This window comes from Streptomyces sp. NPDC058697, assembly GCF_042715345.1.
GTDB lineage: Bacteria > Actinomycetota > Actinomycetes > Streptomycetales > Streptomycetaceae > Streptomyces > Streptomyces liliifuscus.
Genome location: NZ_JBHXSU010000008.1, coordinates 146,166 through 157,857 on the forward strand (window position 1 = coordinate 146,166; position 11,692 = coordinate 157,857).

The 11,692-nt window shown below is 69.2% G+C and carries 11 protein-coding genes; 9 read left to right on the plus strand and 2 right to left on the minus strand.

Features of this window, described 5'->3' with window-relative positions:
* Positions 1-2 precede the first annotated feature (2 nt).
* Genes ACFWXQ_RS21115 through ACFWXQ_RS21125 form a run of 3 tightly spaced genes read left to right on the plus strand, consistent with a single transcriptional unit; the run spans position 3 to position 2,813 of the window.
* Positions 3-1,067, plus strand: a complete 1,065-nt coding sequence (locus tag ACFWXQ_RS21115; RefSeq protein WP_383952551.1) for a type III polyketide synthase — start codon at positions 3-5, stop codon at positions 1,065-1,067.
* Between the two features lie 7 nt (positions 1,068-1,074).
* The gene (locus tag ACFWXQ_RS21120; RefSeq protein ID WP_383952557.1) at positions 1,075-2,283 is read left to right on the plus strand and encodes a cytochrome P450; all 1,209 of its coding nucleotides are present in this window, start codon (positions 1,075-1,077) and stop codon (positions 2,281-2,283) included.
* Positions 2,280-2,813, plus strand: a complete 534-nt coding sequence (locus tag ACFWXQ_RS21125) for a cupin domain-containing protein (protein ID WP_383952553.1) — start codon at positions 2,280-2,282, stop codon at positions 2,811-2,813. Before ACFWXQ_RS21120 ends, ACFWXQ_RS21125 begins: the two co-directional genes overlap by 4 nt.
* 70 nt (positions 2,814-2,883) lie before the next feature.
* Here the strand turns inward: ACFWXQ_RS21125 and ACFWXQ_RS21130 are convergent, their stop codons facing one another.
* Entirely contained in the window at positions 2,884-4,113 is a 1,230-nt protein-coding gene (locus tag ACFWXQ_RS21130; RefSeq protein ID WP_383952555.1) for an acyl-CoA dehydrogenase family protein, read from the minus strand.
* Between the two features lie 169 nt (positions 4,114-4,282).
* Between ACFWXQ_RS21130 and ACFWXQ_RS21135 the strand changes: the two genes are divergently transcribed.
* Positions 4,283-4,927 (plus strand): TetR family transcriptional regulator, encoded by a 645-nt coding sequence (locus tag ACFWXQ_RS21135; protein ID WP_143642952.1) that lies wholly within the window; start codon positions 4,283-4,285, stop codon positions 4,925-4,927.
* A 185-nt stretch (positions 4,928-5,112) separates the two neighbouring features.
* Here the strand turns inward: ACFWXQ_RS21135 and def are convergent, their stop codons facing one another.
* A complete protein-coding gene (gene def, locus ACFWXQ_RS21140) occupies positions 5,113-5,652 on the minus strand; it encodes a peptide deformylase (protein WP_383952395.1) in 540 nt (179 codons plus the stop codon).
* A gap of 143 nt (positions 5,653-5,795) precedes the next feature.
* Here def and ACFWXQ_RS21145 point away from each other — a divergent pair, with 143 nt between their 5' ends.
* The 5 genes from ACFWXQ_RS21145 to ACFWXQ_RS21165 all read left to right on the plus strand — a co-directional run bounded on the left by ACFWXQ_RS21145 (position 5,796) and on the right by ACFWXQ_RS21165 (position 11,678).
* Positions 5,796-7,034, plus strand: coding sequence for a MurT ligase domain-containing protein (locus ACFWXQ_RS21145; RefSeq protein ID WP_200399774.1), 1,239 nt, complete (start codon positions 5,796-5,798; stop codon positions 7,032-7,034).
* 19 nt (positions 7,035-7,053) lie between these two features.
* On the plus strand, positions 7,054-7,782 hold the full coding sequence (locus ACFWXQ_RS21150; RefSeq protein WP_200399773.1) for a type 1 glutamine amidotransferase: 729 nt from the start codon (positions 7,054-7,056) through the stop codon (positions 7,780-7,782).
* A 165-nt stretch (positions 7,783-7,947) separates the two neighbouring features.
* On the plus strand, positions 7,948-8,973 hold the full coding sequence (locus ACFWXQ_RS21155; RefSeq protein ID WP_383952393.1) for a 6-phosphofructokinase: 1,026 nt from the start codon (positions 7,948-7,950) through the stop codon (positions 8,971-8,973).
* Between the two features lie 203 nt (positions 8,974-9,176).
* On the plus strand, positions 9,177-10,127 hold the full coding sequence (locus ACFWXQ_RS21160) for a cytochrome c oxidase assembly protein (RefSeq protein WP_383952391.1): 951 nt from the start codon (positions 9,177-9,179) through the stop codon (positions 10,125-10,127).
* A gap of 177 nt (positions 10,128-10,304) precedes the next feature.
* A complete protein-coding gene (locus ACFWXQ_RS21165) occupies positions 10,305-11,678 on the plus strand; it encodes a DUF6777 domain-containing protein (RefSeq protein ID WP_383952389.1) in 1,374 nt (457 codons plus the stop codon).
* Positions 11,679-11,692: the final 14 nt, after the last annotated feature.

An 11,692-nucleotide genomic window follows, 5' to 3' on the forward strand; every position in this document is an offset into this window, starting at 1 on the left:
ACATGGCGACTTTGTGCAGACCCGCGGTGTCCGTTCCGGAATACGTGATCACGATGGAGGAGACGCTGGAGCTGGCGCGCTCCCGTCATCCCGATCACCCCCAGCTGCCGCTCGCGCTCCGGCTGATCGAGAACACCGGCGTACGCACGCGGCACATCGTGCAGCCCATCGAGGAAACCCTGAAGCACCCGGGCTTCGAGGAGCGCAACAAGGTCTACGAGGCCGAGGCGAAGGCCCGGGTGCCGGCGGTCGTCCAGCGGGCGCTCGACGACGCGGGGGTCCTGGCCGCCGACATCGACGTGATCATCTACGTCTCGTGCACGGGCTTCATGATGCCCTCGCTGACGGCCTGGCTGATCAACTCCATGGAGTTCTCCAGCGACACGCGCCAGCTGCCGATAGCGCAGCTCGGTTGCGCCGCCGGGGGCGCGGCGATCAACCGGGCGCACGACTTCTGCACGGCCTACCCCGAGGCCAACGCCCTCATCGTGGCCTGCGAGTTCTGCTCGCTGTGCTACCAGCCGACCGACCTGGGCGTCGGCTCGCTGCTGTGCAACGGCCTCTTCGGGGACGGGATAGCCGCGGCCGTCGTCCGCGGACGGGGCGGCGAGGGCATCCGCCTGGAGCGCAACGGCTCGTACCTGATCCCCAAGACCGAGGACTGGATCATGTACGACGTCCGGGCCACCGGCTTCCACTTCCTGCTGGACAAGCGGGTGCCGACCACGATGGAGCCGCTCGCCCCGGCGCTGCAGGACCTGGCGGGTCTGCACGGCTGGGACGCCTCCGACCTGGACTTCTACATCATCCACGCCGGTGGTCCGCGGATCCTCGACGACCTCAGCACGTTCCTCCAAGTGGCACCGGAGGCCTTCCGGTTCAGCCGGGCGACGCTCACCGAGTACGGGAACATCGCCAGCGCCGTCGTCCTGGACGCGCTGCGCCGGCTGTTCGACGAGGGCGGCTCCCACCATCAGGCACGCGGACTGCTCGCCGGCTTCGGGCCGGGGATCACGGCCGAGATGGCCCTGGGCCGCTGGCACCGTTCAGACGAAGAAACGGCATGACATGACCATGAGCGAAGAGACGACGGCGGCGCCTCCGGTACGGCACTGGCCGGCCCTGGACCTGACGGGGGTCGACTTCGACCCCGTCCTGTCCGAGCTGATGCGCGAGGGCCCCATCAACCGGATCCAGCTGCCCAACGGCGAGGGCTGGGCCTGGCTGGTCACGCGCTACGAGGACGTACGGCTGGTCACGAACGACCCCCGGTTCAGCCGCGCGGGGGTGATCGGCCGCGAAGTCACCCGGCTGGCACCGCACTTCATCCCGCAGTCGAGCGCGATGAACTTCGTCGACAAGCCCGACCACGGCCGTCTGCGAAGGGCGGTGAACGCCGCGTTCACCACGCGCGGTATCGAGCGGCTGCGCGCCAACGCCCAGCAGACGCTTGAGGGGATGGTGGACGAGATGCTGCGGGACGGACCGCCCGCCGACCTCATCGACCGTGTCCTGGCCCCGTTCCCGATCACCGTCATCTGCGAGCTCATGGGCGTCCCGGCCACCGACCGGCACACGCTCCACACATGGACGCAGGCGATCCTCTCCTCCTCCCAGGGGGCGAAGGTCAGCGAGCAGGCCAAGCGGGACATGGAGGCGTACTTCGCCAAGCTGATCGCCGAGCGGCGCGGCGCGACCGGCGAGGACGTGACCTCGCTGCTGGGCGCGGCGGTGGGCCGGGGCGACATCACCGAGGAGGAGGCGATGGCACTCGCGGGCCCGATCCAGATCGGCGGCGAGGCCGTGACGAACAACACGGGCCAGATGCTGTACGTCCTTCTCACCCGGCCCGCCCTCTTCGACCGGCTGCGCGACGAGCCGGAGCTGCGCCCGGGGGCCCTCGACGAACTGCTGCGGTACATCCCGCACCGCAACGCCGTCGGCCTGTCCCGCATCGCCACGGAGGACGTGGTGCTCAGGGGCGTAAGGATCAGCAAGGGCGACCCGATCTACGTCTCGTACCTGGCCGCCAACCGTGACCCGGAGGTCTTCCCGGACCCCGACCGGATCGACTTCGAGCGCGACACCAACCCGCACCTGGCGTTCGGGCACGGTCCGCACTACTGCGTGGGCGGCATGCTGGCCCGTATGGAGCAGGAGCTGATCGTGAACACGCTCCTGGACCGGATCCCGACGCTGCGTCTGTCGGTCTCGGAGGACGAGGTGCCGTGGCGGCGCGGCGCGCTGATCCGCGGGCCCGAGGCCCTGCCCGTCACCTGGTGACCGCGCTCACGCCGCCGCCCGAGGGCCTGCTGGTCCCGCCCGGTCACGGTCGTACGGTCCGTACCCCGGCCCAGCACGTGACCTTCAAGGTGACCGGCACGCACTCCCGGACGGCGTCCAGCTTCGAGGTCGTCGTCCCGCCGGGCTTCGACGTCGGCGCGCACGTCCACTCGCGCAGCGAGGAGCTGTTCTACGTGCTCGAAGGCGAGCTGGACGTGCTCGCCTTCGAGCCACTCGTCCGCACGCCCGACAACTGGCAGCGCTGGCAGTCGGGTTCGGGCAACCAGGTGGTACGGGCGACGCCGGGCACGGTGATCGTCGTACCGCCCGGTTGCCCGCACGCGTTCGCCAATCCCACGGGGGATCCGGCCAAGATGTTCTTCCAGGCGTCCCCGCCACCGGATCACGAGCGGTATTTCGAGGAGCTGCTGGAGATCCTGGACGCGGGCGGCCCACCGGACCACGACGCAATCGAGGAGCTGCGCTCGCGGTACGACATCGAGCAGCTCACACCTCTGAAACACCGGTGATTTCCTGTTGTCGGCAGGCTGCGGGTCGTGTGTGGCTGGTCGCGCAGTTCCCCGCGCCCCTGAAGGGGCGCTAGCGGATCGGCATTCCTGACAGGGTGCGCGCGATCACCAACCGCTGGATCTCACTCGTGCCCTCAAAGATCGTGTAGATGGCCGCATCCCGATGCATCCGCTCGACCGGGTACTCCCGGGTATACCCGTTGCCGCCGAGAATCTGGATCGCCTGCCCGGTGACCTTCTTCGCCGTCTCGCTGGCGAAGAGCTTCGACATCGAGCCCTCGGCCGAGGTGAACTGCTTCCCGTTGACCGCCATCCAGGAGGCGCGCCACACGAGCAGCCGCGCCGCGTCGATGGACGTACGCATATCGGCCAGCTGGAAGGCGACACCCTGGTTGTCGATGATCGGGCGGCCGAACTGCGAACGCGTCTTGGCGTAGTCGAGGGCGACCTCGTAGGCGGCCCGGGCGGTGCCGACCGCCATGGCGCCGACGGCCGGGCGGGACGCCTCGAACGTGGCCATCGCCGCGTTCTTCAGCCGCTCGCCGCCACCGGCCCTGACCCTCTCGCGTGCGCGGGCGAGGCGCTCGTCGAGCTTCTCCTTGCCGCCGAGCAGGCAGGAGCCGGGAACGCGAACGTCCTCCAGTACGACCTCGGCGGTGTGCGAGGCGCGGATGCCGTGTTTCTTGAACTTCTGGCCCTGGGACAGACCGGGGGTGTTCGGCGGGATGATGAAGGACGCGTGGCCCTTGGACCCCAGCTCGGAGTCGATCACCGCGACCACGACATGGACGTTGGCGATGCCGCCGTTGGTCGCCCAGGTCTTCGTGCCGTTGAGCACCCACTCGTCCTTGGCCTCGTCGTACACGGCACGCGTACGCATCGAGGCGACGTCGGAACCGGCGTCGGGCTCGGAGGAGCAGAAGGCGGCGACCTTGACATCGTTGGCATCGCCGTACATCTGGGGGATCCAGGTACCGATCTGCTCCTCGGTGCCGTTGGCGAGGACGCCCACCGCGGCGAGGCCGGTGCCGACTACCGACAGGGCTATGCCCGCGTCGCCCCAGAACAGCTCCTCCATCGCCATGGGTATGCCGAGGCCGGTGGGGTCGAAGTACTGCTGGGCGTAGAAGTCCAGGGAGTAGATGCCGACCTTGGCGGCCTCCTGGATGACCGGCCAGGGAGTCTCCTCGCGCTCGTCCCATTCGGCGGCCGCGGGGCGGATGACGTCAGCGGCGAACCCGTGGATCCAGTCCCGGACCTCCTTCTGTTCGTCGTTGAGCTCCATGGTGAACTCGGCCATGTCCCCTCCAGCGCTGCACTCACGTGTTACTTGCGGTAACCGTAGCTTGTTACCGGCTGGTAGGAAATGTCAACTCCCCGTTCCCGCTCGGCAGCCCGTTCGAGGCAGAATCGTGTGCGGGTGTTACGTTGCGCAGGCGTCACCGAACAAGCACGGGTGGGGAGAGCACATGGACACCACGCAGCGGACCGACCAACAGAGGTCCGCCGACCGGCGACGGCGCGAGCTGTTGGAGGCCGCCGACCGGGTGGTGCTCCGCGACGGCCCCAGTGCGTCGATGAACGCCATCGCGGCGGAGGCGGGCATCACCAAGCCGATTCTGTACCGCCACTTCGGCGACAAGAGTGGACTGTACGCGGCCCTCGCCAAGCGGCACACGGACGCCCTCCTCGGAGCGCTGCGCGCGGCCCTGGACGCACCGGCCGAGCGCCGGGAGCGGGTCGAGGCCACGCTCGACACCTACCTCGCGGCGATCGAGGCACGCCCGCAGGTGTACCGCTTCCTGATGCATCCGTCCGAGGGCGGCCCGCAGAGCGACCAGGGCTTCGACGCCGGGCAGCATTCCGCTCCCCTGCTGCGCCGCATGGGCGAGGAGCTCGCCGAGGTCATCGAGGAGCGCGTCGATCTCGGCCCGGACAGCCAGCAGCTCGCGCGTGTCTGGGGCCACGGGATCGTCGGCATGATGCATGCCGCGGGCGACTGGTGGCTGGGGGAACGCCCCTGCGCCCGGGCGGAGTTGGTCCGCGCCTTGGCGGACCTGCTGTGGGGTCGGCTGGCCGCCGCGGGCGACAAGTTGGGTGGCCCGGCCTTTTAGCGTTCCGCTGGCTGTGCGGTTCGTTCTGGATGTGCGGTTCGTTGGCTGCGGGCCGGTGGGGGCCGCTCGCGCAGTTCCCCGCGCCCCTGAAGGGGCGCGGGGAACTGCGCAATCTTTTAGGGGCGCGGGGAACTGCGCGACCAGCCCCCACTCACCCGCACCCGACGCCGCACCCCAGCGGAGCGTCAACGCCCCCAAGAAGCCCGCGAGGCCTGCCACATCACCTTTCGGCGGCGCCAACCGCTGACCCGGTCCACGTACAACCCACCGTCAAGGTGATCGCACTCGTGCTGAAGGCAGCGGGCGAACCAGCCGGTGCCATGGATCCGCACGGGTTCGCCGTCCACGGTGAACCCCTCCACCACGGCGTGGTCGTACCGCTCGGTGCCCGCCTCAAGACCCGGCAGCGAGAGGCACCCCTCGGGCCCCCGCAGCACCAGCCCGTCCGCCTCGACGAGCCGCGGGTTCACCACGTGCCCCACGTGCCGCCGCTCCTCGTCGTCGGGGCAGTCGTATACGAAGACCCGCAACGATTCGCCGACCTGGTTCGCGGCAAGACCGACGCCCTGCGCGGCATACATCGTCGAGAACATGTTCTCGACCAGCCGCGCCAGTTGAGGCCCGAACTCCGTGACTTCTTCACACCGTGTGTGCAACACGGGGTCGCCGAGCAAAGACAGAGGAAGAACGCGCCCTCGGGCGCCCGGGATCGAGCCGTGTCGCATGGCGGCAAGGGTACGGTCCTCAATGTCGCGCGGGTGCCGGGGTGGTGCCGCGATTCGGGCCGGTGAGTGGATCTCGATAGGCTGAGGGCCACACGTTGCCGGGAGCAGGGCGCGGCGCCGTACGCAAGGAGGATCGGGAACTGATGGCAGGCAACTCGGACCCGCTGTCGCCGCGGGCCAAGCTGGCCGTGACGGCGGGCAAGGCGGTCGCAGCGGCGTCACGCGCCGCGGGCCGTGGCAGCGGATCGGTGATCGGCGGCCGGGTGGCACTCAAACTCGACCCCGACCTCCTGGCCAGTCTGGCCCAGCACCTGGACGTCATCCTGGTGTCGGCCACCAACGGCAAGACCACCACGACGCGCCTGATCGCGGAGGCGCTGCGCGCGGCGGGCCCCGTCGTCTCGAACGCGCTGGGGGCGAACATGCCTGCCGGCATCACCTCCGCGCTGGCCGGCGGCTCGGAATCGCGGTACGCGGTCATCGAGGTGGACGAGAAGTACCTCTCCGGTGTGGCGCGGGACACGGATCCCAAGTGCATCGCCCTGCTCAACCTCTCCCGCGACCAGCTCGACCGTGCGGCCGAGACCCGCATGATGGCCGAGCACTGGCGTGAGGGCCTGGCGGGCTCGAAGGCCGTCGTCGTGGCCAACGCGGACGACCCGCTGGTCGTGTGGGCCGCTTCCTCCTCGCCGAACGTGGTGTGGGTGGCCGCCGGTCAGATGTGGAAGGACGACGCCTGGTCCTGCCCGTCCTGCGGCGGGGTGATGCAGCGCCCCGGTGACGACTGGTTCTGCGGCGACTGCGGTTTCCGTCGTCCCACGCCGAGTTGGGCGCTCTCCGGCGACCACGTCCTCGACCCGCACGGTTCCGCCTGGCCGATCCACCTCCAGCTGCCGGGCCGCGCCAACAAGGCGAACGCCGCGTCGTCGGCCGCCGTCGCCGCCGTCTTCGGCGTGCCTCCGCAGGTCGCCCTGGAACGCATGTACCAGGTGCAGGCGGTGGCCGGCCGCTACGACGTGGTCCAGTTCATGCAGCGCGACCTGCGCCTGCTGCTCGCCAAGAACCCGGCGGGCTGGCTGGAGACGTTCTCCCTGATCGACCCGCCGCCGACTCCGGTGATCCTTTCGGTGAACGCGCGCGGCGCCGACGGCACCGACACGTCCTGGCTGTGGGACGTCGACTACACACAGCTCACCGGTCACCCGATCTTCGTTCTCGGCGACCGCAAACTGGACCTCGCCGTGCGCCTAGAGGTGGCGAACCAGCAGTTCCAGGTCTGCGAGAACCTCGACCAGGCCGTACGGCTGGCGCCGCCCGGACGCATCGAGGTCGTCGCGAACTACACCGCTTTCCAGGACCTGAGGCGTCGTGTCGGCAACTGAGCCACGAAGGACGAAGAAGATGAGTGACAACAGCCTGCGTCTCGTGTGGATCTACCCGGACCTGCTGAGCACGTACGGCGACCAGGGCAACGCCCTCGTCGTCGAGCGCCGGGCCCGGCAGCGCGGTCTGGACGTGGCCCGTCTCGACGTACGCAGCGACCAGGCGATCCCCACCTCCGGTGACATCTACCTCATCGGCGGCGGCGAGGACCGGCCGCAGCGGCTCGCGGCCGAGCGGCTGCGCCGCGACGGCGGTCTGCACCGCGCGGTCGGCAACGGCGCGATCGTGTTCTCGGTGTGCGCGGGCTACCAGATCCTCGGCCACGAGTTCATCAACGACCTGGGCCAGCGCGAGCCGGGCCTCGGCCTGCTCGACGTGCACTCCACCCGCGGCGAGGGCGAGCGGTGCGTCGGTGACGTGCTGGGCGACATCGACGCGCGGCTGGGGCTGCCTCCCCTCACCGGCTTCGAGAACCACCAGGGCATCACCCACCTCGGCCCCACGGCCCGCCCGTTCGCGAACGTGCGGCTCGGCAAGGGCAACGGCACGGGCGACGGCACGGAGGGCGCGTACAACGACACGGTCTTCGGCACGTACATGCACGGGCCGGTGCTCGCCCGTAACCCGCTGATCGCGGACCTGCTGCTGAAGCTGGCCCTGGACGTCAACGCGCTGCCCCCGATCGACGACCGCTGGTACGAGGCGCTGCGCTCGGAGCGCATCGCGGCTGCTCAGCAGCCCGCCTGACCCCACGGTCGGGGCCCGTCTGGCGGGGCGTCCGCTCACCTGTGCGGGGACGTCCAGCAGGCGGACGCACGATGCGGACCCGCCCCCTGCCGCCGGTAGGGTGGCGGCGTCCCGCCGGACAGCGTGGTCCGGTTCCCGGCCCACGTTGAGAAGGTATTTCGGGCTATGCGTATTGGTGTCCTCACGTCCGGCGGCGACTGCCCCGGCCTGAACGCCGTCATCCGGTCCGTCGTACACCGTGCCGTCGTCGACCACGGCGACGAGGTCATCGGCTTCCGCGACGGCTGGAAAGGCCTCCTGGAGTGCGACTACCTCAAGCTCGACCTCGACGCGGTGAGCGGCATCCTTGCTCGCGGCGGCACCATCCTCGGTTCCTCCCGTGTCCAGCCCGCGCATCTGCGTGACGGTGTGGAGCGGGCCAAGGGGCATGTCGAGGAACTCGGGCTCGACGCGATCATCCCGATCGGCGGCGAGGGCACGCTCAAAGCGGCCCGTCTCCTGTCGGACGGCGGCCTGCCGATCGTCGGTGTGCCGAAGACCATCGACAACGACATCGCGGTCACGGACGTCACCTTCGGCTTCGACACGGCCGTCGGTGTCGCCACCGAGGCCCTGGACCGGCTGAAGACCACCGCCGAGTCCCACCAGCGCGTCCTTATCGTCGAGGTCATGGGCCGCCACACCGGCTGGATCGCCCTGCACTCGGGCATGGCCGCGGGTGCGCACGCCATCGTCGTGCCGGAACGGCCCTTCGACATCGAGGAGTTGGCCGCGAAAGTCGGCGAGCGGTTCTCGGCCGGGAAGAGGTTCGCGATCGTCGTGGCTGCGGAGGGTGCGAAGCCTCGCGAGGGCACGATGAGTTACGACGAGGGCCGCAAGGACGTCTACGGGCACGAGCGCTTCGCGGGTATCGCCCGGCAGCTCTCCATCGAGCTGGAGGAGCGCCTCGGCAAGGAGGCCCGGCCGGTGATCCTCGGGCATGTCCAGCGCGGGGGTACACCCACCGCGTACGACCGGGTGCTCGCCACTCGGTTCGGGTGGCATGCGGTGGAGGCCGTGCATCGGGAGGAGTTCGGCAAGATGACGGCTCTTCGGGGGACGGACATCGTGATGGTGTCCCTGGCGGAGGCCGTGGAGACGTTGAAGACGGTTCCGGATGAGCGGTACGCGGAAGCGGAGTGCGTTCTCTGACACTCCGCGGAGAGCACCGTAGGACTGCGGGTCGTTCGTAGGCTGCGGGTCGCCCGTGGCTGATCGCGCCCACGCGGCGGAGCCGCATATCGACACAGCCCCGCGCCCCTAAAAGAACCTGCCCCCGGCCGCAAGCCTCGCCGGGGGCGGTTCTAGTCTGGTGCGGACAGACAGTGCAACCCGTATGAAACAGGAGCCGGCGGATGGATCACAGCGGGCATGGCATGACCATGGATCTGCCGCCGTTCACGCTGGGGCGGGGGCTCGCTTGGTCGCCGGACCCGTTCTTCCTCGTGGCCTGCCTCCTGGGGCTCGCGCTGTACGCGTGGGGTGTGGTGCGGCTGGTCCGGCGCGGTGATGCCTGGCCGGTCGGGCGGACCGTGGCGTTCGTCGTCGGCGTCCTGAGCGTCATGCTCGTGCTGTGCACCGGGCTCAACGACTACGGCATGGTCATGTTCAGCGTGCACATGGTGCAGCACATGGTGATCAGCATGCTGTCGCCGATCCTCATCCTGCTCGGCGCGCCCATCACGCTCGCCCTGCGCGCGCTGCCGACGGCAGGCCGCGACCGCAAGGGGCCGCGCGAGCTGCTCCTGATGTTCCTGCACAGCCGCCTCATGAAGGTCGTCACGCATCCGGCGTTCACGATCCCGCTGTTCATCGCGAGCCTGTACGCGCTGTACTTCACCCCGATCTTCGACTTCCTGATGGACTCCAAGACGGGCCACATCGCGATGATGTGCCACTTCCTCGCCGTCGGCCTGGTGTTCTTCTGGCCGATCATGGGCGTCGATCCCGGTCCGCACCGGCCCGGCTATCTGATGCGGATGCTGGAGCTGTTCGCGGGCATGCCGTTCCACGCGTTCTTCGGCATCGCCCTGATGATGGCGTCCGAGCCGATGGTCCAGACGTACAAGACCCCCCCCGCCTCGCTCGGCATCGACGCGCTCGCCGACCAGACCGCGGCGGGCGGTATCGCCTGGGCGTTCAGCGAGATCCCGTCCGTGCTCGTGCTCCTCGCGCTGCTCTTCCAGTGGCATCGCTCCGAGGAGCGGCAGGCGCGGCGCGCCGACCGGGCCGCCGACCGTGACGGCGACAAGGAACTCGAGGCATACAACGCCTATCTGGCCTCACTCAACGCACGCGGTAACTGAGCCCCTTTTCCCCTTTCGGTCACTCCGTACACACTGGGAATTCCCCTTGACTGAAAGGCTTTTCCATTCAGTAGCATGATGCGTGACGCCCTGCTTCCGCTCTGCAGGGTTACGGGGGATCCGCTGGGGGGAGCGGTCATGACAATTCACGCATGCTTGCTGAGGACCGGAAAAACCGTGGTCCGAAGGCTTGCCGTGCTGCTCGCCGCTGCGGTGATCCTCAGCGGATGCACGGAACAACGCCTGTTCGCGGTGAGGGCCGTCGCGGCCGGAGTGCCGTCACTCGCACCTTTTTTCGAAGAGGACGGCTCGCTCGGCACCGACGAGACGAAGCTCAGGCCGGAGGAACCGCACAGCGGCCTGCAGCAGGGCAACACCCCTGGTCTGTACGGGGGTACGCAGAAGCCCAAGGTCTGTGACATCGACCGTCTCAAGGATTTCCTCACCGATCCCAGGAACCGTCAAAAGGCCCGGGAATGGGCCCGCATCGTGGGCATTACACCTGATCGGATCGAGGGGTACATCGACGACCTCACACCCGTTCTGCTGCGTCACGACACCCTCGTGAAGAACCACGACTACAAAAAGGGCAAGGCTGTCGCCTTCGACGCATTGCTGGAGGCCGGGATCGCGGTATTGGTGAACGACCAGGGACTTCCCGCCGTGAAGTGCTCGTGCGGAAATCCCTTGCAGTCCTTCGACAAGGATCCCGGGAAGATCTCGGTCAAGTTCGAGGACGGCAACAAAAAGTGGGACGGCTACGAGAAGTCCGACGTGGTGACCGTCAAGCCCTCGCCCCAGCCGCTGGAGCAGATCGCCCTGATCGACGTGGACAACCCGGACCAGGGCATCAACCGCCCCGTCGGCAGCTCGGGCGAGAACGACGAGCCGTTCGACGCGACGGAGCAGCACGCGGTGCCGCGCGTGGCGGGGATGACCTTCGACCAGGCCAGTCAGCGGCTGTCCGAGCTCGGCCTTGCGGCAACCTTCTCCGACGGACTCCCCGCGGGGGACGCGCCGGTGACGGGCTCCGATCCGGGGCCGGGGACCGAGTTGCGGTTCGGGGAGGCAGTGGCCCTGAGCGTCGCGGACGGCGGCGAGGAGCCGGGTACGCCTCCGGAGTCGGACCCGACCGACGGGCCGGCCACGGACGACCCGAAGTCGGACGACCCGACGTCAGGCGGGCCGACCACCGAGGGACCGACCACGGACGGGCCCACAACGGACGGGCCGACCACGGACGACCCGACATCGAGCGGCCCCACGACGAAGGATCCGGACACGGGCGGCCCGACGTCGAGCGAGCCCACCACCGACCGGCCCACCACCGGCGAACCCACGACGATCGAACCCACGACGGCCGTCCCGACCACTCCCACCACGTCGAGCACGCCGCCCACCGTCGAGCCGACCTCCGCGGAGCCCACATCCGCGGGGCCGACCTCCGTCGAACCCACCCGGAGCGAGCCGGTGACCAGTGAACCCGCGTCGGGCGAACCCGGCTCGTCCAGTGCGACGGCCCCGGGCGAGTCCGCTGTCGGTCCGGCGTAAGCCCACCCAGAGCC

Excerpts from the sequence above, each read along its gene's own strand:
- ACFWXQ_RS21115 (WP_383952551.1), top strand. The coding sequence starts at position 3 with ATGGCGACTTTGTGCAGACCCGCGGTGTCCGTTCCGGAATACGTGATC.
- ACFWXQ_RS21145 (WP_200399774.1), top strand. The coding sequence starts at position 5,796 with ATGGCAGGCAACTCGGACCCGCTGTCGCCGCGGGCCAAGCTGGCCGTG.
- ACFWXQ_RS21135 (WP_143642952.1), top strand. The coding sequence starts at position 4,283 with ATGGACACCACGCAGCGGACCGACCAACAGAGGTCCGCCGACCGGCGA.
- ACFWXQ_RS21155 (WP_383952393.1), top strand. The coding sequence starts at position 7,948 with ATGCGTATTGGTGTCCTCACGTCCGGCGGCGACTGCCCCGGCCTGAAC.
- ACFWXQ_RS21130 (WP_383952555.1), bottom strand. The coding sequence starts at position 4,113 with ATGGCCGAGTTCACCATGGAGCTCAACGACGAACAGAAGGAGGTCCGG.
- ACFWXQ_RS21160 (WP_383952391.1), top strand. The coding sequence starts at position 9,177 with ATGGATCACAGCGGGCATGGCATGACCATGGATCTGCCGCCGTTCACG.
- ACFWXQ_RS21120 (WP_383952557.1), top strand. The coding sequence starts at position 1,075 with ATGAGCGAAGAGACGACGGCGGCGCCTCCGGTACGGCACTGGCCGGCC.
- def (WP_383952395.1), bottom strand. The coding sequence starts at position 5,652 with ATGCGACACGGCTCGATCCCGGGCGCCCGAGGGCGCGTTCTTCCTCTG.
- ACFWXQ_RS21150 (WP_200399773.1), top strand. The coding sequence starts at position 7,054 with ATGAGTGACAACAGCCTGCGTCTCGTGTGGATCTACCCGGACCTGCTG.